Origin of the sequence: Vibrio crassostreae 9ZC13 (genome assembly GCF_000272045.2) — a bacterium.
Classification (GTDB): Bacteria; Pseudomonadota; Gammaproteobacteria; order Enterobacterales; family Vibrionaceae; genus Vibrio; species Vibrio crassostreae_C.
On record NZ_AJYZ02000019.1, the window covers coordinates 411,492 to 433,747 of the forward strand.

General features: G+C 44.9%; 19 protein-coding genes. 7 read left to right on the forward strand and 12 right to left on the reverse strand.

The features are described 5' to 3' along the window. Nucleotides 1-649: BCCT family transporter (locus tag A136_RS03240; RefSeq protein ID WP_017064473.1), on the reverse strand; the 649-nt coding region annotated here is incomplete at its 3' end. A 476-nt stretch (nt 650-1,125) separates the two neighbouring features. Here A136_RS03240 and A136_RS03245 point away from each other — a divergent pair. Beyond that, on the forward strand, nt 1,126-4,284 hold the full coding sequence (locus tag A136_RS03245; RefSeq protein ID WP_029235218.1) for a chitinase C-terminal domain-containing protein: 3,159 nt from the start codon (nt 1,126-1,128) through the stop codon (nt 4,282-4,284). Between the two features lie 256 nt (nt 4,285-4,540). Here A136_RS03245 and A136_RS03250 read toward each other — a convergent pair whose 3' ends face one another. Further along, nucleotides 4,541-4,795, reverse strand: a complete 255-nt coding sequence (locus A136_RS03250; RefSeq protein WP_017068159.1) for a YgjV family protein — start codon at nt 4,793-4,795, stop codon at nt 4,541-4,543. 268 nt (nt 4,796-5,063) lie between these two features. Between A136_RS03250 and A136_RS03255 the strand changes: the two genes are divergently transcribed. The 3 genes from A136_RS03255 (at nt 5,064) to A136_RS03265 (ending at nt 7,483) form a co-directional block, all read left to right on the forward strand. Continuing rightward, entirely contained in the window at nt 5,064-5,651 is a 588-nt protein-coding gene (locus A136_RS03255; protein ID WP_017064475.1) for a DUF4136 domain-containing protein, read from the forward strand. A 178-nt stretch (nt 5,652-5,829) separates the two neighbouring features. Beyond that, nucleotides 5,830-7,014, forward strand: a complete 1,185-nt coding sequence (locus tag A136_RS03260) for a D-alanyl-D-alanine carboxypeptidase family protein (protein WP_017064476.1) — start codon at nt 5,830-5,832, stop codon at nt 7,012-7,014. Nucleotides 7,015-7,189: 175 nt separating this feature from the next. Next, entirely contained in the window at nt 7,190-7,483 is a 294-nt protein-coding gene (locus A136_RS03265; RefSeq protein ID WP_080582263.1) for a YkgJ family cysteine cluster protein, read from the forward strand. Nucleotides 7,484-7,649: 166 nt separating this feature from the next. Here the strand turns inward: A136_RS03265 and A136_RS03270 are convergent, their stop codons facing one another. The 6 genes from A136_RS03270 to A136_RS03295 form a co-directional block, all read right to left on the reverse strand. Further along, nucleotides 7,650-9,326: an RluA family pseudouridine synthase gene (locus A136_RS03270; RefSeq protein ID WP_017064477.1), complete on the reverse strand. Its 1,677-nt coding sequence runs from the start codon at nt 9,324-9,326 to the stop codon at nt 7,650-7,652. Between the two features lie 150 nt (nt 9,327-9,476). Beyond that, nucleotides 9,477-10,097: a glutathione S-transferase family protein gene (locus tag A136_RS03275; protein ID WP_017064479.1), complete on the reverse strand. Its 621-nt coding sequence runs from the start codon at nt 10,095-10,097 to the stop codon at nt 9,477-9,479. A gap of 35 nt (nt 10,098-10,132) precedes the next feature. Further along, complete coding sequence (locus tag A136_RS03280; RefSeq protein ID WP_017064480.1) at nt 10,133-11,164, reverse strand: NADP-dependent oxidoreductase; 1,032 nt, start codon at nt 11,162-11,164, stop codon at nt 10,133-10,135. A 143-nt stretch (nt 11,165-11,307) separates the two neighbouring features. Beyond that, nucleotides 11,308-11,898 carry a TetR/AcrR family transcriptional regulator gene (locus tag A136_RS03285; RefSeq protein ID WP_017062643.1) on the reverse strand — a complete coding sequence of 197 codons (591 nt, stop codon included), beginning with the start codon at nt 11,896-11,898 and terminating at the stop codon, nt 11,308-11,310. A 172-nt stretch (nt 11,899-12,070) separates the two neighbouring features. Further along, nucleotides 12,071-12,544 (reverse strand): FKBP-type peptidyl-prolyl cis-trans isomerase, encoded by a 474-nt coding sequence (locus A136_RS03290; RefSeq protein WP_017062642.1) that lies wholly within the window; start codon nt 12,542-12,544, stop codon nt 12,071-12,073. A 76-nt stretch (nt 12,545-12,620) separates the two neighbouring features. Further along, nucleotides 12,621-13,247, reverse strand: a complete 627-nt coding sequence (locus A136_RS03295) for a thioredoxin domain-containing protein (protein ID WP_017062641.1) — start codon at nt 13,245-13,247, stop codon at nt 12,621-12,623. A gap of 258 nt (nt 13,248-13,505) precedes the next feature. Between A136_RS03295 and A136_RS03305 the strand changes: the two genes are divergently transcribed. Next, nucleotides 13,506-14,141 carry an OmpA family protein gene (locus A136_RS03305; RefSeq protein ID WP_029235219.1) on the forward strand — a complete coding sequence of 212 codons (636 nt, stop codon included), beginning with the start codon at nt 13,506-13,508 and terminating at the stop codon, nt 14,139-14,141. A 109-nt stretch (nt 14,142-14,250) separates the two neighbouring features. On the opposite strand, the gene A136_RS03310 is transcribed toward A136_RS03305, so the two are convergent. Both A136_RS03310 and norR read right to left on the reverse strand, forming a co-directional pair. Beyond that, nucleotides 14,251-14,610 carry a glutaredoxin family protein gene (locus tag A136_RS03310; RefSeq protein ID WP_017062638.1) on the reverse strand — a complete coding sequence of 120 codons (360 nt, stop codon included), beginning with the start codon at nt 14,608-14,610 and terminating at the stop codon, nt 14,251-14,253. A gap of 89 nt (nt 14,611-14,699) precedes the next feature. Then, the gene (norR, locus tag A136_RS03315; RefSeq protein ID WP_017064482.1) at nt 14,700-16,292 is read right to left on the reverse strand and encodes a nitric oxide reductase transcriptional regulator NorR; all 1,593 of its coding nucleotides are present in this window, start codon (nt 16,290-16,292) and stop codon (nt 14,700-14,702) included. 368 nt (nt 16,293-16,660) lie between these two features. Between norR and hmpA the strand changes: the two genes are divergently transcribed. Next, nucleotides 16,661-17,857 carry an NO-inducible flavohemoprotein gene (gene hmpA / locus A136_RS03320; protein WP_017062636.1) on the forward strand — a complete coding sequence of 399 codons (1,197 nt, stop codon included), beginning with the start codon at nt 16,661-16,663 and terminating at the stop codon, nt 17,855-17,857. Nucleotides 17,858-18,015: 158 nt separating this feature from the next. Here hmpA and A136_RS03325 read toward each other — a convergent pair whose 3' ends face one another. Both A136_RS03325 and clcA read right to left on the reverse strand, forming a co-directional pair. Further along, nucleotides 18,016-18,996 carry a TDT family transporter gene (locus tag A136_RS03325; protein WP_017064483.1) on the reverse strand — a complete coding sequence of 327 codons (981 nt, stop codon included), beginning with the start codon at nt 18,994-18,996 and terminating at the stop codon, nt 18,016-18,018. Between the two features lie 206 nt (nt 18,997-19,202). Then, nucleotides 19,203-20,609 (reverse strand): H(+)/Cl(-) exchange transporter ClcA, encoded by a 1,407-nt coding sequence (clcA, locus tag A136_RS03330; RefSeq protein WP_017064484.1) that lies wholly within the window; start codon nt 20,607-20,609, stop codon nt 19,203-19,205. A 542-nt stretch (nt 20,610-21,151) separates the two neighbouring features. On the opposite strand from clcA, the gene A136_RS03335 reads away from it, so the two are divergent. Further along, nucleotides 21,152-22,135 (forward strand): CobW family GTP-binding protein, encoded by a 984-nt coding sequence (locus A136_RS03335; protein ID WP_017064485.1) that lies wholly within the window; start codon nt 21,152-21,154, stop codon nt 22,133-22,135. Nucleotides 22,136-22,256: the final 121 nt, after the last annotated feature.

Here is a 22,256-nt window from a genome sequence, read left to right on the forward strand (position 1 = left end):
CAACGTTACCAACCCAACTGTTAATCGCTTTGTCGCCAAGTACTGGGTAAAGCAGAGTGCGAGGCTTAAGAGGAAGGCCTTTGTCGTAATGCAAGTGCATTAACACGATGGAAGACAAACCACCTAAGATTGCCCATGCAAGGAAACCCCAGTGCATGAAAGATTGTGATAGAGCATTGAACGCCATCGCTTGAGGATCTGCGTTGCCATACAGTGGCGGAGCTGAAACAAAGTGAGCGATAGGCTCTGCGGCTGCCCAGAACACACCACCGCCGGCTAGCAGCGTACATAGGACGATAGACATCCATTTAAAGGTGGTCATTTCAGGTAGGGCAAGCGTTCCTAAGCGAACGTGGCCGGTGCGACCTAGTGCAAGCACTAAACCGATAATGAAGTTGAGAAGTAGTAGGACTTGCCAGAAAGCACCGAACCACTTAGTTGAATAACTAAAGCCGATGTTTACAAGTTCGGACAACACGGAGGTGTTGGTGAAGGCTAGGATGACAAAGAGGGTTAAAAAACTGCCACTAAGCCAAAAGACTGGGTTTCCGAGTTCCAGTTTTTCACCCAAAGATTGAGCTTTATTGAAATCGATAGAAGTAGATTCTGCGTTGATGTTTTCGTTGGCGACTTGCGTCAAGTTGGACATTATTTCTTCGCTATATTTGGCTCTTTCGAGCCTATGTATTTCTCCCACACTTGCATTGGAAATGTGAGGTTCGTCAAAAAAATCCGCGATACTACCACAATTGTTAAGAAAAAGTGGGCAAATTTAGAAAAGAAATCAGTTCTACGGCGAAATCAATCCCTTTTGGTTAGTTTTAAAACGAAATTTCAGAACGAACAAATAAAGCAGATATGAATAGAGTTTTGTAATTAAGGATACGAATTAGGCGATATTTTTTAGCGTACCGAAATAAATTTAATATTAGTTGTTCGTGCAAAATAAGTGTCGACTCATTGCATGCTATAAACAAATTAATGCGAGTCATTTTATAAATATCGAATATTTTAGGTGTTAAATTGGCACTGTTACCTACAGTTGTTTTGCGAAGAGATTTAAGTGATGAGAAATATGACACTTAAATTAAGCATCTTGAAACAATAACTTAAGGGACAGCTAACATGCACCTAAACCAAGGAAGAGTGGCCAAGAAGGTTTTTACACTCAGTACTCTCACCGCGTCATGCTTAATGGCGTTCAACAGCTACGCGGCTGTGGATTGTTCAACGTTAGAAGCGTGGGATTCCGCCACGGTGTACACCGGTGGTGATCAGGTTTCACATGACGGCAGCGCGTACTCAGCGAATTACTGGAATCAAAATAACAACCCGAGCCAATTTGAGGGTGACTATGCACAATGGAAAAAGATTGATGTGTGTAGTGGTGGCGGTACGCCAAATGAAGTACCAACGGCTTCATTAACGGCACCCTCTGCTTCTGACGTGATTACTGAAGGCGATAATGTTGTATTGAGTGCAACAGCACTAGATTCTGATGGCAGTGTGGCTTCGGTTGAGTTCTTTGTTGATGGCGCATCTGTTGCGGTAGTCACAGCGGCACCTTTCGAAGCGACTTGGGCTGCAACGTCGGGTAATCATCAGGTTTCTGTTGTTGCAACGGATAATGAAGGCGCAGCAAGTGTTGCAAGTGCGGTTTCTGTTTCTGTTGATTCAGCACAACCAGGGAATGAAGCACCGACAGTTTCAGTTGCACTTTCAGTGACATCTGTTGATGTTGGTGGTGTAGTCACACTGACAGCAACGGCAGCAGATAGCGATGGCACGGTTGATAAGGTTGATTTCTACGTAGCGGGTGCTCTTGTGGGCACTGCTGCAACGAGCCCTTACACGTTAGATTACACAACAACTCAAGCGGGTTCTTTAGCGGTTTACGCGAAAGCAACAGACGACCAAGGTGCGACTGCAGATTCTGCGTTGGCATCTTTGACCGTGAACGGCGCTCCAACAGTGAGCACATGTCGCCCTGATGGCTTATATCAAACTCAAGGTGTCGATGTTCCTTACTGTACAATTTACGATGATGAAGGCCGTGAGAAAATGGGCGCAGACCATCCCCGTCGTGTCATTGGTTACTTCACAAGTTGGCGTGCAGGGGATGACCCACAAGCTGCTTACCTAGTAAATGATATTCCTTGGGAACAACTCACACACATTAACTACGCTTTCGTGAGCATCGGTTCAGATGGCAAAGTAAACGTCGGTGATGTAAACGATCCAAATAACGCAGCGGTTGGTAAAGAGTGGCCGGGTGTGGAAGTTGATCCGGCATTAGGCTTCAAAGGTCACTTCGGTGCATTAGCGACAGCGAAGAAAAAACACGGCGTGAAAACGTTAATCTCAATCGGTGGTTGGGCTGAAACAGGTGGTCACTTCGCGACTGATGGCAGCCGCGTGGCTGATGGTGGTTTCTACACCATGACGACCAATGCTGATGGTTCTATCAACCATCAAGGTATCGAAACATTCGCGACTTCAGCGGTCGAAATGCTGCGTAAGTACCAGTTCGATGGTCTAGATATCGATTACGAATACCCAACTTCTATGGCTGGCGCAGGTAACCCATACGACAAAGACTTCATGGAGCCGCGTCGTCAATACCTGTGGGCGTCGTACCAAGTGTTGATGAAAGTGCTACGTGAGAAGCTCGATGCGGCGTCTGCGCAAGATGGCAATCACTACATGTTAACGATCGCAGCGCCTTCTTCTGGTTACCTATTACGCGGTATGGAAACATTCGATGTAACCAAGTACCTCGATTACGTAAACATCATGTCTTACGACCTTCACGGTGCGTGGAACGATCACGTAGGTCATAACGCAGCCTTGTTTGATACGGGTAAAGATTCAGAGCTAGCGCAGTGGAACGTATACGACACGGCGGCTTACGGTGGTATTGGTTATCTGAACACGGATTGGGCTTACCATTACTTCCGTGGTTCTATGCCAGCAGGCCGTATTAACATCGGTGTGCCTTACTACACTCGTGGTTGGCAAGGCGTAACGGGTGGTGAGAATGGTCTTTGGGGCCGAGCAGCACTGCCAAACCAATCTGAATGTTCAGCGGGTACGGGTGAAGGCGAGAAAAACAACTGTGGCCATGGCGCTATTGGTATCGACAACATGTGGCACGATACCGATCCAAAAGGTAACGAAATGGGCGCAGGTTCTAACCCTATGTGGCACGCGAAGAACCTAGAGAAGGGTATTTGGGGCTCTTACGCTGAAGCTTACAAGCTTGATCCTGTGAATGATCCTTCAGATGTTCTAACGGGCACTTACACGAGAAACTACGACAGTGTGGCGGTTGCCCCTTGGTTGTGGAACGCAGAGAAGGGCGTATTCCTTTCAACAGAAGATAAACAGTCTATCGACGTGAAAGCGGACTACGTTATCGACAAAGAGATCGGCGGCATTATGTTCTGGGAACTAGCAGGGGATTATAACTGTTATGTTCTCGATGCGAATGGCAACCGAAGCTCTATCGATACGACTGAGCAAGCGTGTAACAGCGGTAACGGTGAGTTCCACATGGGTAACACCATGACGAAAGCTATCTACGATAAGTTTAAGTCTGCAACACCATATGGAAACAAAGTAGCGACGGGTGCTATTCCAACAGAAGCGCTAGATATCGCGGTATCGGTTGGTGGCTTCAAAGTCGGTGACCAAAACTACCCAATCAACCCTAAGATCACGTTCACGAACAACACAGGGCAAGCTCTTCCGGGTGGAACTGAGTTCCAATTCGATATCCCAGTATCTGCACCTGATAACGCGAAAGATCAATCGGGTGGTGGTTTGACCGTGATTGCTTCAGGTCATACTCGCGCGGATAACATCGGTGGACTAGATGGAACCATGCACCGAGTGGCGTTTACGTTGCCGACATGGGAAGAGCTTCCTGCTGGCGGTGTGTATGAGTTAGACATGGTGTATTACTTGCCAATTTCTGGCCCTGCTAACTACGCGGTGAATGTCGGTGGCGTTGATTACGCGTTTAGCTTCGAGCAGCCAGATCTACCATTAGGTGATATCAGTTCAGGTGGCGGTAACCCTGGCGATGGTGGCACCAATCCAGGTACATGTGATACGGCAGGTTTAGCGGTTTACCCAGACTTACCTCAGAAAGATTGGGCAGGTAACCCAAGCCATGCAAACACAGGAGACCAAGTGGTTCACAACGGTAGTGTTTACCAAGCAAACTGGTGGACAAGTTCTGAACCGGGTAGCGATGGTAGCTGGACTCAAGTTTGTTCATAGTATTGATTTGTTGATAGAGGTGAGAGCTTTCTATCCCCACCTCCTTAAACAAACCACTTAACGTAGAGTCAAACGCCGAACTCAATCCTGTTCGGCGTTTTTTATTCATGGTCTTACTATGTTTTACGCCCGCTATGTCCGAACGGTGAAAAAGTAGAAGGTAGTGAGCGTGTAGAGGAATAACAGATATAAAAAAGCCCAAATAGATCGCTCTATTTGGGCTTTTTCAGAATTATTTGAAAGGCTAATCGTTAATTTAAGCTTTCGCTGCTTTCATCGCTTCCGTTTTTTTTTCCTTTTGCATTTTTGCAAGGAAGTAGATGTTTACACAAGCGATAAAGCCGTTGGTGGCTGCAACTGGCCATGCGTCAATCATGATGCCGTATGCTGTGAAGAGTGCACAGCCAATAAAGTTAAGGACACGCAGACGAACGATATCTTTCATTGTTAATGAAATTGCGACCATAATAGACGCAGCGTAACCTAAAATTTCAACCATATTGAATTCCATTGTTTGACCCTCTTAAATTTGCCGATACTTTGTCGGTACCAATTCTTCTCTTCATGAGATGATTGAGGAAGCTCCGTGCCTCGAATGGTCTGGTTTTGTTTAACGGGGAGAACTATACCAACTCTGTTTTTGTGATTAAACCCCCAAAACAGACAGAGGTGAAGGTTAGCGATTACGCAAACGTTTAATGACCTTTCTATTAACATAATTACTATTTATGTTGGAGGTTGAATTGATAGTTATTCTTATATAGGTAAGGAAGCCTCGAATGATAAAACGATCCATTTGTGCAACAAAAAGCATAAAAAAAGCAGCACTATTGGCTTTGATGGCTATTGGGCTGACCGCATGCTCTACGCAAGAAATACCACCCACACACAATTATGGTGTGGTCACTAGCGGTGACTTTGGTTTCATGAAACACGGCGTGATGACGTACTCCTGGCACCCTGAGTCAGAAAAGGTTTACCTTTCTCAAAAATACGATGAAACCGTGGTAACCGATTTAGTGCGTGATTCGATTCAAGAACAGCTCTCAAGTAAAGGTTATCAGTTAAAGCAGGATGGTGTCGGTGATGTTGTTGTAGGCTTTGGATTAGCGGAAGAATCGGAACTTAACGATGAGTCTATCTTCGATGCGATTAAGCTATCTACTGGTGTGCCATTTTACGATGGTGAAGGTAAAGTCGCGGAGAAAGGGTCGTTGTACATTGCGTTTTTCGTACCTAACTCAGAGGTCGTACAATGGCAAGCATTAGCACAGTCTGGCATCCAACCTGATTTAGAGCCAAGCGAGAGCAAACAGCGTATTACTGGCTTTGTTGAAATGTTATTTAGACGCATGCCTGAGCGATAGCATTAGGCGTTGAATGCATTCGTGGAGTAAATATTAGTTGTGGAAAATATGGTCAGATCGCAGATTATACTTTTTTATTTGTAACGAATGGTACAAATACGTAAAGCAAAGTAAAGTTCGCGCTTCTTTTGCTAGCATTTGTCTATACTGCTCAAAACGTTAACTTAGGTTTGATTCAATGAAACTGTTTTCCAAATACTCTCTCCCTCTATTAAGTATATTCATTGTAAGTAACGCCGCGATGGTAAGTAATGCAGCTATCGCAGCACCTTCTATAGTACCAAGCCCACCTAGCCTAGGCGCAAAAGGGTATGTGTTAATTGATTTTAATTCTGGTGATGTGCTGGTAGAAAAAAACGCACATACGAAGTTAAACCCAGCAAGCTTGACCAAACTGATGACCAGTTATGTGGCAGGTCAAGAGATGAAGCGAGGCAACATCTCTGCTGATGATCAGGTACGAATCAGTGAGAACGCGTGGGCGAAGAACTTCCCAGACTCTTCAAAAATGTTCATCGAAGTAAACACCGATGTAGCAATGATGGATCTTTATCGTGGCTTGATTATTCAATCCGGTAATGATGCTAGCGTTGCGATTGCAGAGCATGTTGCAGGCTCACAAGATGCATTCGTTGACCTGATGAACTCTTGGGCTACCTCTCTGAAGCTAGAAAACACCCATTTTGCCAATGCACATGGTTTGGATGCAGACGACCTCTATTCGACTCCTTACGATATCGCGTTACTCGGTCGTGCCATTATTCGTGATTTACCGGATGTGTATGGCTTATACAGCGAACGCTCTTTCAGTTACAACGGCATCACTCAACATAACCGTAATGGCTTGTTGCGTGATAGAAGCTTAACCGTTGATGGCATGAAAACGGGCTACACCTCTGGTGCTGGCTACAGTTTGGCGAGTTCAGCGACACAAGGTGAGATGAGACTTATCGCGGTTGTGATGGGCGCATCAAGCGTTAAGAGCCGTGAATCAGACAGCAAACAGCTGTTGAGCTACGGTTTCCGTTTCTTCGATACACTAAACCCGCATAAAGGCGGCGATCAAGTGGCTGAAGAGAAGGTATGGTTTGGTGAGCAAGACACATTGAAATTAGGTGTGGCAGAAGACACGTTCATTACGTTGCCTAAGTCAGACAGTAAAAAGCTGACTGCATCTATCGAGCTTAACTCTGAACTGAAAGCGCCAATTGCAGAAGGTCAAACTCTAGGTGTGGTTCATTACACCGTTGATGGCGAAGATGTTCAAACTCAGCCTTTGATCGCGCTTGAAGCGGTTGAACAGGGCGGTTTGTTCAAACGTTTAATAGACTACGTTAAGCTGTTCTTCGCGAGCCTGTTCTAAATAGAGCCTGTGGCGATAAGCCGCGCTGAAAAGTCGAAATATTATGGGTGTTGTGAGTGAATCACAGCGCCCTTTGTTATTTCTACATCAATGAAAACGCCGCGCCGCACTATCTTTATTAGCCGTAGCGGGCGGTTTCGATTACTATACGCAAAATTTAGCAGTGTAGTCACTTATGACGATAGATATAAAGAACGTAACCGAACCCGAAGTAACCTGTGCAAATTGTCAGGCATGCTGTTGTCGTTTAGAGGTTATGATCATCACAGATACGGGCGTACCTGAAGAGCACATCGCTTATGATGAATGGGGCGGTGAAACCATGAAGCGCTTAGACGACGGCTGGTGTTCTGCGGTAGATAGAGAAACACTGATGTGTACTATCTACGAAAACCGACCATGGATCTGTCGCGAGTTCGAAATGGGCTCTTTCGAATGTGTTGACCAGCGCAAAGATGTGATGGGCTAGGCGTCTGCAGTATTGAACTCAGTAACTAAAGTACGCTAATGAACTGTGATAATCACATTAAAATTAAATATCAGGGTTCTATACCTTAAGCAGTTGTAGAACCTTGATGCGTTTTATGAGATCAAATATTGAGTGAGATAAGAGTCTTAGCTCGATAAGTTAGAGTTTAGAACTCGGAAGGCACTTCAAACTCCATCCATTCACCGGTTGTCGGGTGAATCAACTTTAAGTAGCCAGCGTGCAGGTGTAAGCGCTCGCGTTTGTATCCGTATAAGTCGTCACCACGAATAGGTACACCAAGCCCTAATGGATGAGCACAGTGCACTCGCAGCTGGTGGGTTCGCCCTGTTTTAGGGTACAAGTGAACCTTGGTTTTGCCATTGTGAGTGCTAACCACTTGCCAATGGGTCTCTGCATTTCGGCCGTGTTGGTGACAAACCAGTTGTCTTGGTCTGTCCGTGATGTCGCCGCGCAAAGGAAGGCTGATATTGCCAGATTCGCCCGTTATCTCGCCATCTAACAAAGCGGTGTAGCGTTTCTCTACGGTTCTATTAATGAACTGCTTCTGAATATGCTTGTTTGATTCCGCCGTGAGCGCCAAGATCAACAAACCTGACGTCGACATATCCAACCTATGGATAATCAAAGGACCAGTCGCATCCGGGTAACGCGCTTTTATGCGGGTATAAACTGAATCTTCGATGAACTTACCGGGAACCGACAAGAACTCTTCAGGCTTATTGACGACTACGATTTCATCGTCTTCATAAACAATATTAAAAGACTTACCAACCGCAGGGTTCACGATAAGCGGGTTATCTTCTAGCTCTATGCCACTTAACTGGTGTTCGAGGATCTCAAAGCTTTTACTCTGACAAACAGGGTAGAGGTTTGCGTGTTGTCGAATGATGTCTGTAGGCGGTAATCCCCACCAAAACTCAGATAATGCTAACGGCTTGAACCCGTGTTCAAACGCAAAGTTAAGCAACTTAGGTAGGCAGCAGTCACCAGAGCCTTCAAGCGCGTCTTTACCATCGAGCAACTCGAGTAAATTCTTAGATTGCTTGGCTTGATTGATAAAGCGATAGTGAGAGAGGCGTTGAGTTTCCAACTGTTGTGAAACTGCTTGGTGATCTTGCTTACGGTTTTTCAGTTCGCTTTCAATCAAATCAATTTGTGATTGGCGCTCTGCGATCTTCTGTTTCCACTCAATACGAAGTGCTTTTAGGTCACGTTTCTCTTGGCTACTTTGATTGCCCAGTTGTTTGAGCAAATTCGCCGCTGACTCTAGATTCCCTAATGCTTTTTCTTGATTGGCTTGTTCTCTGAGTTCGTTACGCTGAGCTTTGTTTGCGGCCATTGCTAACTGAAAGGCTTCGATAGCTTTTGCTGATTCGATTTTTAACCCTTCAAGCTCGGCCAATAATGTGTCTAGATTGTGCGACTGTTGCAGCTTTTCAATGTCGTCCGAGAGCTGCAATTGTCGAGCAAGGTTCGCACTGTTTTGAGATTGAAACTGTTTTGAATCGAAGGCTGGTGGAACAAAGTGAATGTTGTTTAACTGAGAGACCAAAGCCGGATCTAACTGCAAGCCTGAAAACGCAGAAAGGTAACCTAACCCTTGTGTGGTTGGATTCTGAACAAGAAGCACAGCGTAGAGATTACCTTGCGAGGTTTCATTCACACCACAGTCGACAAGTGATTGCTGAAGCTGCAGCATAGCGAATTCACACACAGGGTGCGGGGTATAGTAATACGGAAACGTAAAACGAGTCGGTAGCGCTAAATCGACATTCGTGTTTGCTAGGTGCAGAGGTGTGTATTGAGCGACGTTTGTTGGCATTAAGATCAAACTCTATGGCTGTTCAGTTAGAGTTCGGTATTGTTGTCGAAATGAAGACAAATGAGAAGCCAAAGCAGAAGATAAATCGGCTTTGGCTTCATTTAGTTTCTTGTGTTTACTCTAGCAAGCACGTGTTTGAGTGAAACTCGATCAGTTCGAGTGTTCTAGCTCTACTTGCTCAGCTTTTTGGTAAGCAGGGTGGCTCTTTAAAAGTTCACCGTATTTAGCGATGTTAGGGTAAAGCGCAGTTGCACCAAAGTTACCAACGATTTCTACGATGAACGACATCATAAAATCTGCACCTGTTAGTGTGTCTGCAACCAAGTAGGTTTTACCTTCAAGTGCATTATTCACGTAAGTTAAGATCTTTTGGTTTTCATCGTCTGCATAACCGCCTAGGAAGTTAGTTTCGCAGCCGTCCTTCATTACAAAGATCTTAAGCAGCATTGGCAAAATACCTGAACTCTCAGCGAAGTGAAGCCATTGCGAATACTCAACGTAGTTTGCGGTGCCGCGTGTAGGTGCGAACTTACCCTGACCGTATTTGTCGATTAGGTATTCCGTGATAGCACCAGATTCAGTGATCACGACGCCATCGTCTTCAATGACAGGAGATTTACCCAATGGGTGAATGGATTTGAGTTCTGGTGGTGCAAGAAAAGTGACACTGTCTCGTTGGTAGGGTTTGATTTGGTAATCTACCCCAAGCTCTTCCAATAGCCAGATGATGCGCTTTGAGCGCGACTTATTCAGGTGATGCAAAGTAATCATGATTTTACCTAGTTAACGGGTTCAGTTTATTGAATTTATTTAGCTTCGTTCGTTTTGATAACAAGCTTACCGAAGTTCTGACCTTCCAATAGGCCCATGAATGCTTGTGGCGCATTTTCTAGACCTTCAACCAGGTGCTCACGATAGTGCATCTTGCCTTGAGACAACCATTCTGTCATTTGAACAGCAAATTCGTTGTAACGGTGTGCGTAGTCATCAAAGATGATGAAACCTTGCATCTTAATTCGTTTAACCAGCAACATACCCATCAAGCTAGACATGCGATCTGGGCCTTCAGGCAGTGAAGTCGCATTGTATTGAGAAATAAGACCACACACAGGAATACGAGCACCTGTGTTAAGTAGAGGCATTACTGCATCGAATACTTTGCCCCCAACGTTTTCAAAGTAAACATCGATGCCGTTGTCACACGCTTTAGCCAGTTGCTCTGCGAAGTCGTCAGCTTTGTGGTCAATACATTCATCAAAGCCAAGAACCTCTTTCGCGTATTGGCACTTCTCTTGACCGCCTGCAACGCCGATAACACGACAACCTTTTAGTTTGCCGATTTGTCCAACGGTTGCGCCTACAGCACCTGTTGCTGCTGCAACGACTAGCGTGTCGCCTTCTTTAGGTTGGCCGATATCAAGCAAGCCCATGTAAGCAGTAAAACCAGGCATACCCATGATGCCAAGCGCGTAAGAAGGGTGCGTTGGTTCTTTACCTAGTTTGATAAGGCCTTCACCGTTAGACACACCAAGATCTTGCCAACCTGTGTAAGCCAGTACCCACTCGCCAATTTCGTAATCAGCGTGGTTTGATTCTTCAACCTGACATACGGTTGCGCCTACCATCACTTCATCAATCGCAACGGGATCTGCGTAGGATTTAGCATCGCTCATACGACCACGCATGTATGGGTCTAGAGAAAGGTAAACTGAGCGAAGTAACATCTCGCCGTCTTTGATGCTTGGCGCAGCTATTGTCTCTAAACGGAAGTTGTCTTGAGTCGGTGCGCCAACTGGGCGAGAAGCCAATACGATTCGGCGATTGTCTTGTTGAGTCATTGGATGTCCTTAATTGTGTATTTTATACATTTAGAATTAGACCAGTCGTCTAGTCTTGTTGTCTAAAAATCCCGCCGTCATCAAATTGATAAGAGGGCGGGTGATTTTTTTAAGTTAAAGCCAATAAAGCGCGCTGCGCGTTATTAGCTTTCACCTTTTAAAATTCGTTCGGTAAGGCTCAAAGCTGACTGTAAGCTATGTGAGCTTTGGCTCAGCTTGCTCAATAAGCTGGCGCCTAACCACATTGAGTATAGGTTCTGAGCTGCTTCTTGGCTCTCTTCAACCTTTATGGAGCCATCTTCAATACCGCCGACAATGCACTGTTCGATGGTATTCGTCACTTTTTCTGCACCCTTTAATAGCGCTTGGCGCATAGGATCAGAAAGATCAGAAACTTCCGCGCTGAGTTTAACGACCAAGCATTTATGAGCATTGCAGGTGCCGTTTTCAATCTGTGACCATCGAGTGAAATAACTGACAATTCTCTGGTAATGGTTGCCTTCACCATGAACCAAAATAGTTTCAACTCTGCTGATGTAGGTCTCAAAATAGTGCTGGATCAGAGCCTCGCCAAATTGCTCTTTCGATTTAAAGTAGTGGTAAAACGACCCTTTAGGCACGTCCGCTTCTTTAAGCAATTGCGATAAGCCAACGCCGTTAAAGCCGTTGTTCACTATTAATTGGTAGCCAACATCTAAAACATGCAGGCGTGTGTCATTCGTTTTTTCGTTCATGGGCGGTACTATAAGTTAAATTAGACCAGTCGTCTAGTGGTCGGTTTTCGAGGGTATATTTGGTCGTTGTTACAGTAGCTAAATAGCTAAATATCTAAAGAGGCTTCAAATGTTCAGATATAAAAAAGCCCCGACATAGCGCGTATGTTGGGGCTTAAATCAATCACTTCGATTATTTGATAGAGATGAGTTCTACATCAAAAATCAGAGTCGATGATGGTGGGATAGGGCCTGAACCGCCTTTACCGTAAGCTAGAGTGCTTGGAATAAATAGACGAACTTTTTGGCCTTCAACCATGTAAGTCAAACCTTCTTGCCAGCCTTTAATTACTTGCTTAAGAGCAAATGAGATTGGCTCGCCGCGCTCAACAGAGCTGTCGAAAACAGTGCCGTCGATTAGCGTACCGTGGTAGTGAACCGTTACTTTGCTGTTCTTAGTTGGGTGCTCTGTGCCTGTACCTTCTTCAAGAACAAGGTATTGAAGACCGCTTTCAGTCGTAATCACGCCTTCTTTAGTGCCGTTTTCAATTAGAAATTGTTGGCCTTGTTCGAAGTTTTCTCCGCCAGACTTATGATTCGTCCAAGTACGGTAAATCATGAAACCCGCCAAAAGAAAGACAATGACCGGGATGACAAATTTAGACATAGTAAAACCTATTTATATTGAGTGCTGAATTTCGTAGTTAATACAAAATGTGTTAATCAGTTGACTAAAGCCGTGATTATGGTTGAGTCAAAAGGTAGTTGATCGTTTTTGCAATGCCAGCAACGTCTTGGTGACCTGCTGTTAGTACTTGGTATTTACCGTTGATGATAAAGGTTGGTACTGAGTTGATCTGACCTTTTACTGAGATCTCTTCTGCTTGCTTAACGTAGTCGAAAAGAGCGACTTGCTGTTCTTTATTCAGCTGGTATGGGCTAACCAAACCACGAGAAGTAAACGCTGTCTCTAGTGCTTGTTGACGCTGCTCAGGTGTTGCATCTGCACCCATTTGAACGGCACCAAATAGGTCGTCCATGAATGCGTGGTCAGGCGTCGCATCAAGCTGCATCACTGCTGTGTAGTAGATCATTGCGCTGATTTGAGCGCTTTCGTTGAACGTCACGTGCATCTTGCCAATAGTTTGGTCTGTTAGAGATTCAATCTCTGGAATGGCACTTTCCATTTGACGGCAGTGACCACAGTTAAGAGAGAAGATTTCAGTGATCGGAGACAAGTTAAATTCTGTTAGAGCAGTAGGAAGCGCTTCGTATTGAACGCCTTTTTGTGGCTCGTCTGTTTCACTACAACCCGCGATAATGAGTACGGCAGCGAGTGCTGTGATGAATTTAGTAAATGGTTTAAACATAATGTTTGCTCTAGCGTTGAGAAGTCGTGAGATTCTAACTATTTAGTACGAATTGGAAAACAATTATAAGGTAAATAAATGCAAACAGTTCGAACTAGCGGCTGAAGACAAGCTAGTAGACGGTTAACTGTGATCAACAGCACTTTTTTTGGTTCTGCTTTCTTTTCGTCTAAAGTTTTTCCCTCGGTGCCGATATAGACATTAGTGAATGGTTTATCTGCATGAGTGGTTGGTGAAGTAATGAGATATTTAGCGATAATGTTAAGCATAGCTTTGGCTGGGTGTGAAGCCACGTCACCAACTGACTTACTTGGCGGTGACATGCTAGAGACTGCACCACAAACCGATTACGACTTGATGCATCCTGAATGGGGTGTGGTTCAAACGACTCATGTAGCAAGCAATCGTGGGTACTCTATCCAGAGTAGCACTCATCAACACAGAACCATCACGACCAACTACGGACGTGGCGTTTCGACTAACGACCCACTGGAAGTCTTTTTAAGACAAAACCGCATCGATTTTGAAGTGTTGCCGGGTAACCATGTGATGGTAAAGCTTGAGCAGCACGTGAACTTTAAAACAGGTTCAGCATTCCCTGAGCCAGCGTATAATCAATGGCTAGATACGCTAGGCAGCTACCTTGCTCAACGCCAAGATATTGATGTGGTGATTGAAGGGCACACCGATAACACGGGCACAGATCGAATCAATGATCCGCTTTCAGAGCAGCGAGCAAAAGAAGTGAAGGCTCGATTAGAGAGTAACTACGTATCAAGTCGTTCCATCTATACTCGTGGCTTCGGTGAGTATGTTCCAGCTTGTACGAACGCTTCTGCGCAAGGCAAGGCGTGTAACCGCCGTGTTGAATTGATGCTGATTGTCACGAAGTAGTCGTTTGAACTTTCGCGCCCAATTTGAAGCGATTAACGCCAAATAACAGACATAAAAAATCCCTCACATTCGAGGGATTTTTTGTATCTGACTTTTGTTGCTTTATTGCTTATGCAAACTGCTTTTCTAAGTAAGTCACGATATCTGAAGATTCGTACATCCACTCAGTTTTACCGTCTTTTTCGATACGTAGACAAGGCACTTTCACACGACCGCCGCCAGCTTCAAGCTCAGCACGGTGTTGCTCGTTGTTTTTTGCATCACGAAGTTCAAATTGAACCGACTGACGTTTCATCGCGCGGCGCACCTTCACACAAAATGGGCACGCTTCGAATTGGTATAACGTGTGCGTTTTTGCTTGCTCATTTACTTTGCTTTGTTCTTCTTGAGAACGCTTCACACCACGTGGGCTGAAAACAAAATTCAATAACAAGATGACACGACCTAAGAACCAACGGATAAACTTCATAACTCTCTCTACATATTTAAAATTAGCGTTACAATTTGCAGCATTATATACACAAGTTTTGTCAGATGCTCGCAACAAACCGCTAATATCTATTTTGTCCGTTCGATCGTATGAGACTTAGCCACATTTAGCCCTAAACGCTTAGACAGTCGAGTCAGATTTGCTCGGTCTGTTTTCAGAACTCGCCCTGCTTGTGCCCAGTTAAAGTTGGCATCTTCCAACACCTCAGTAATGATACTGCGTTGAAAATCGTCCGTTGCACCACGTAGCCCTGCAGAAAGGTCGATCGTTGGTGTCGATAATGGTGTGTTTTTCACCTGAGTCGTCGCAATTGGCTGATCTTGGTCTAGAGGACCACAATCTTCCTTGGTGATTGTCACCAGGTTTTTATTGGCGCTGCGCGCTAACGCTTTCAATGCGGAACGACTGATCACATGCTCAAGTTCACGCACGTTACCCGGCCAACCATAACGGTTTAGGAAAGAAAGAACGTCGGAGCGGAACTTAACTTGGTTGATACCAAGCTTACGACGCGCTTGTTCTAAGAAGAAACCCGCTAATAGGCTGATGTCGTCACCACGATCTTTCAGTGCTGGCACCGCGATAGGATACACACTCAATCGGTGGTACAAATCGGCTCTGAATCGACCGTCTTCAACTTCTTGTTTTAGATCTCGGTTTGTCGCTGCCAATACTCGCACATCAATGGTTTGAATGTTGTCTTGGCCAACCGGTTGGATTTCGTTGTTTTGCAGCGCACGTAGGAGCTTACTTTGAGCGGCCAAAGGCAATTCACCAATCTCATCAAGGAACAGTGTGCCACCATCGGCTAAAGCAAATTTACCTAAGCGGTTTTTGTCTGCGCCAGTGAACGCGCCACGAACGTGACCAAACAGTTCACTCTCTACTAAGTTTTCAGAAATTGCAGCACAGTTTACGTAGACGAGTGGGTTACGTTTACGTTGAGATTGGTGGTGCAGGGTGCGAGCTACAAGCTCTTTACCAACCCCGGTGTCACCATGAATCAAGATATTAAACTCAGATGGAGCTACAACAGCGATGTCGTTCTTAAGCGCGACCATGGTGTCACTGTTACCAATCAACTCACCGCCGTCACGTTCCCACGCTTCTACGTTCAATTCTTCGAGTAATTGCTTTGACTGTTTTGCTTGATGCTCAAGTTGCGAGAAGGTCAGTGCCATCTGCATGGTTGAGGCTGCAATAGCTGCCAGTACTTCAAGGTTACGCGCCGGAATATTCGCGAAGACATCAGGTTTCAAGCTGTCTAGAGTCAGAATACCTAAGAGCTTATCGCCAAATAGCAAAGGCAAGCCCATACAAGCATGCATTGGTAAATCGCCATCATGGTCAATAAGCAAACCATCGAAAGGATCGGGTAAGGAGCTGTCAGCATCGAAACGAACAGGAGAGCGAGACGCGCAGATCTCTTCAAACCGTGGGTGTTCTGAAATGATAAAGCGACGACCGAACGTATCTCGGCTGAGCCCTTGCATTGCGATAGGTACTAGCGTGTCGCCTTGAAGGCTTAAAAGCGCGACACAATCACACGTTATGGTTTTGCGAATGGCATCGATCAGGCGATTGAAACGATCTTGATCGTTGACACCACTTGCGAGGCCAATGGTCATTTCCATGAGGGTAGATGCGGAGATATCTTGCATAAAAAACTCTAACTGTGTGTGTTTATCTACATAATAGAGTCTTATTGACTTAAAAAAAAGGTCTTTTTGACATTTTTATAAGATGAGTTTTGAGAAGAAAACCAGTAATGACGGGGATTGATAAAGTTGGCACTGATTGTGCAGAAGATACAGAGAAGCCCAATTATAGCGCTGATTAAACAGACTATTCTTGATCTCAATCAATCAGGTTGCATTAATCAGGTTTCGCGATTTTTTGAAATGAAAACGAGTCAAAATAACTCAGTTTCTAAAAATAACTAAGGTTTCAGAAAATCGATAAGTCATTCTTAATTTTTAGTAGTCAAAATGACATATAGGTCATAAGGCTCAGTGTTCGGAGTAAATTCATGCTTAACAATGCACATATCGAAATCATCAAATCTACTATTCCTCTACTTGAGAGCGCAGGCCCAGCTTTAACTCAGCATTTTTATCAACGTATGTTCACGCATAACCCTGAGTTGAAAGATATCTTCAATATGACTCACCAAAGAACAGGTCGCCAAGGCGTAGCACTGTTTGAAGCTATCGCGGCATATGCAAAGAACATTGAAAATCTAGCAGCGTTAACAACTGCCGTTGAACGTATTGCTCAGAAACACACAAGCTTTAACATTCAACCAGAGCACTACCAAATTGTTGGTTTGCACCTGATTGAGACATTACGTGAACTAGCTGCTGACGCCTTTACTCCAGAAGTGGAAGAAGCATGGACAGCCGCTTACCTATTCTTGGCGCAAGTATTCATCGATCGTGAAGCTGAACTTTACCTACAGCGTAAGCAAGCTGTTGGTGGTTGGGAAGCAGCGCGTGCGTTTGTGATTGCAGACAAAATCGAAGAGTCAGCGCTAGTAACAAGCTTTATCCTTCAGCCAAAAGACGGCGGTGAAGTTCTGGATTACACACCAGGTCAATACATCGGTATCGAAGTGAAGCCAGAAGGCTCTCAATACAGCGAGATTCGTCAATACTCACTGTCTGATAAGCCAAACGGCAAGCAATACCGTATTTCTGTTAAACGTGAAGGACAAGGCCAAGAGACACAAGGCGTTGTATCTAACCACCTACACGATACGGTTGCTGTTGGTGATGAGGTTAGCCTATACGCACCAGCGGGTGACTTCATGTATCAAGAGCGCAGCAAGCCAGTAACACTTATCTCTGCAGGTGTTGGTGTAACGCCAATGCAGTCTATGCTTGAGTTCCTAAACACGGAAGATAAAAACGAGCCAGTACTTTACCTTCACGCTTGTGAGAACGTAGGCCAACACTCTTTCACGACTCGTGTTAAAGATATTGTTGCCGACAAAGGTTGGGAAGCGAAAACGTGGTACATGAACAAAGATGAATCTGCATGTGAAAACACGCATCAAGGTCAAATGGATCTAGCGTCTATCTCTGATACTAAAGGCTTTGAAGAGAGCGATTTCTACATCTGTGGTCCTGTTGGTTTCATGAAGAACATCGTAGAGCAGCTAGATGCAATGAAAGTTGACCGTTCACGCGTTCACTACGAAGTATTCGGCCCTCACGCTAACTTCTAATAGGTCTCGGCATTTCTAGTAACACTCGCCTGAACTATTAATACCTTGCCTATTCAAAGGCCTCACAGTGTGAGGCCTTTTTGGGTTTGGTTGGTTTTGTCTGACATCATCGACTACTGCAGAACACGATGGTTCAGCTAAGATCTTTTCGCTTCTATCTAAGAACGTTTAACCTTCTTAGACATGTAGTCGGAATCGAAAAACTCTGGCCAGTACATTTTCACGTAACCGCCTGCTACCCAAATCACTAGAATGGTGGCGATGGTTAGCTCAAAGAACCCGAACTTGTGCAGCCAATACCATTGCGGGTATTCCGCGCCGAAAAAGGTGGTTAGACGATGCATGGCAATAGCGCTGATCACGGATGGGAAGGTGACGGCAGCAATTGAAGGTTGGAACTTCAAACGCATTAGGCGGATGTAACACAAGTAAATCAATAGTGTCATGGTGATGGCAATGCCTGCCAATGCACCTGTTAGAATCGGGTCTGGATTGTCGAAGTTAACCAAGTAAGCAGCTAAAGATAAGTTAACCGGAGCCGCCATGATAGCAAGTGTTGGTCTTGCTCGGCGAGGAAGATTGCCTTCGAACACCAAGCGGTACAACACCACTGGCAACATAAGGAAATAGATACCAATACAAGTGACCGCAAGTGTTTCTGAAAATACAGTGTGCCCGAACTGTGTGCCAGCTAAGGAGCTGCTGATCAAACCGACCGGATACAGAAACCAACTCGGTACAATGTTCGACATTTTGAAGTTGATGATCTGAAAACTGAAGAACAACACCATCATGGTAAAGTGCAGCAATAACGCGCAGAACCAAACTGGGTAAGCTATGGCGGGCGATATCTCGGCTAAATAGTCGCACAGAATCAGTAAAGTCATGCTCATTGGTGCCATCAAGCTTCCACTTAACGGGTGGCGAATATCATTAAGGAAGGTATTAAAGCTCGTTAAATAGCGCAGTAAAACAGGCAGCAATAATAGCGCGCCGAATGCAGCTAGGTAGGGACGAATTATCTCACCAATGCCCGGGATATATAACGCCCAAGCTTGTCCTAACCCAATAACGCCAAGTGCTAAAGACGCCTGAGATGGCGGTACATTTTTTACTTGGGTTAATCTTCTCCAGTTCAACGACTTGCTCCGACTTAGTTAATTACAGAATATTGGAATATTTGCCTTAGTTAGAGTATGTAGGTCTTCCATCAATAGATTTTGAGGGCACTCAACTAATTTTGAGTGGATGATACCAAGTTTAACGTTTGCTTTTTTGATTTTGATACGGAATCGGGAGATTAAGCACGTTGAATGTGTGCTTTTGTTTCATGAGTCATTTGTAATTAACGCACTTCCTCTTGTTGAGGGAGATCTTGTTGTCTTAGTTTTTCGTTTTTCAGCGTACGGTTAAGCAGTTGACTGTAAATTGGCTGCCCACCTAACATTTGAGCAATGATTACCGCACCTAAGCAGGTGATGATCAACGGCAGGATCAGGTAGTAGTTATTGGTCATTTCGATAACCAACAGTATGCCAGTGATAGGCGCTCGCACGGTGGCGGCAAATAATGCTCCCATGCCAGCAATTGCAAACATACCCGGTTCAATATTCAGTTCGGGAAAGAATGCCGCTGCGATAAGCCCGAACGCATAACCAAAGAGTGTTCCTAGCGCAAGCATTGGTGCAAAGATACCGCCTGGCGCACCAGAGCCGAAACAAAGCAGGGTAGTGAGGACTCGGCCTAAGAAAATCAACAACAACACATTGGCGCTGTAGCTGCCATTCGTGATGTTCGGGATGATACCAATACCACCACCAGTTAATTCAGGTATATAAAGGAGCAACAAGCCAAAGCAACCGCCAAGTAGGGTGCCTGTCATCAAGTAGCGTTTACGGTCATTCTTGTGGATCGCCACAAACAGGTCTTGGGAAAGCGTAATCAGTTTATTGAAAATCACACCAAACAGGCCGAACAACACACCTAATAATAAGAATAACCAAAGTGCGTCGAGTTCAGGCGGCTGGTACTGAGGCATTGTGATAACGGCAGATTGGCCATTGATAGAACGAAATACAATGTTGGCTGAAACTGCTGAGATGATGACAGCTTTGATTGATATGAGTGAGTAGCGAAACTGTGGTCTCATCTCCTCAACCACAAACATGATTCCTGCCAGTGGTGCGTTAAATGCGGCGGCTAAGCCACCAGCGGCACCTGAAGCCAACAGTGAGTGGCGAGTGTCATCGTCTTTGACTCGAAAGATATCGGTGACCATGCGACCAATACTGCCGCCCATTTGAACGGTTGGTCCTTCTCGACCTAAAACCATACCAGAGCCTAATGCGCCCATACCGCCAAAGAATTTTACTGGCAATACTCTCCACCATCGAACAGGGCGCATACCGTCCATCGCACCTTCAATTTCGGGGATGCCTGAGCCTGCAGCCTCTGGAGCAAAGCGGTGAACGAGGAAGTAACCAATAAAGGCAAATGCCGCACTAATAAGGAAAGCAGCAAGCCACAATGGTAAATGGCTACCGATTTCATCTTTCAGCCAATCGGTACGAGTTTCTGTGATGAAATGAACCGCAACTTCGAAATAAGTACCCACAACGCCCGCAAGTACACCCACAATACAAGAAAGAAAGAGAACGGAGGCTGGGGTCTTATCTCTTGAGAGAAATTGATTGATAGCATCCCTTGGCATTTTTGCTAGTAAGGACTGCTTAATTTTCTCTCTTCTGGTCATAGAAATAAGTTTCCTGAATGAGTTAAGGCGGGGTTGCATTAAATTATACGCTTCCTCTGCATATCCTATAGCAACAAAGATGAAAAGTTGAATTTCATTTATGGAATGTGCGTGTTACATAAATGGAATCTATGGTCAATAGTGGAATCACCGTCACAGTTTTGATCGATTCTCTGGCGGCGGCTTGAATATCCCCAAAAATGAACCATAGTTAAATCGTAAAGCAACATAACGAACCGCAAGGAGAAGTGAGGTTTTACACACAATTTGGATGGATTCAGAAACAAAGTTTTAGTTCCTCGTTAAATGTTCAGGTCGATATTTAAGGCTTCCTGATTCGCGAACTCACGATTGAGTAACGAGGGTGAGGCGTACTGAGTAAGTACGCCTTTAGTTCGTCTGGAGCATCCCATTTTCATCGTTCCCCCCTTTTCTAGTGACACCCATACAACTTCTGGCTTAAATCATTCTCCGTATAAACAAGCGATTGGGGTCAATTTCTCCGTGATTGTGTATATACTCCCTTAAAAAGGAGAACTGATATGACTAAAAAAGTTCCTACAAACATCATTACGGGTTTCTTGGGGGTTGGTAAAACGACAGCCATCTTGAACCTACTAAAAAACAAACCTGAGAATGAAAACTGGGCTGTTCTGGTTAATGAGTTCGGGGAAATCGGTATTGACGGTGCATTGATGACAGATCAAGGTGCTTTGATTAAAGAAGTGCCGGGTGGCTGCATGTGTTGTACTGCGGGCGTGCCTATGTCGGTAGGTATTAATGCCTTACTTCGCCAAAAAACAGACCGTTTATTGATTGAGCCGACAGGGCTTGGTCATCCTAAACAAGTGATTGCGACACTGACTTCCGATCAGTACACACCATATGTCGATTTAAAAGCGACGCTTGGTTTGGTTGACCCACGAAATCTGTCTAATGAAAAGTACACCTCGAATCAGAATTTTAATGATCAACTAAATAGTGCAGATGTGATTCTTGGTACTAAGGTTGACCTTGTTCATTCTGAAGACATCGATGTGTTCAATGATTGGGTGACGGATCAAACGCCAGCAAAAGTCTTCCATAAGCTAATTCACGATGGTGAAGTGCCATTGGAAGTGTTAGACATTGAAAGAGTATACGGCAGTGCTTCATCTCATATTGAAGCGCATCATCACGATCACGCTGAACAAGAGCCTCAATTCCAACTTCCTCCTGGTGAAGCTTTCATCCGTAAAGAGAATAAAGGACAGGGCTATTTCAGTTGTGGTTGGTTGTTTGGCGCAGAGCATAAGTTCGACTTCGATGCGCTATTCTCTATGTTGTCAGATCTAACGGCCGAGCGTGTAAAAGCTGTCGTGAACACCGACCAAGGTTGCTACGCATTCAATGTGGCGAATCAAGTCGTGTCTGTGAACGAAATTACGCTTGATGGCTTTGAATCTCGATTGGAAGTGATCGACTCGCAGCTCATGCCATGGGGCGAGCTCGAGCAGATTCTACTCAAGCTGTGTGGTATCAAATAGCCCTGTTTTTGCTGTTTGAACCAAGGATCTCGGTGTTTACTTCGTTTAAGGTGGGGTAAACACCAGATTAAGTGAGAAAGTTTGCGTTATATCACGATAAATGTGAGATAAATCACTCTAA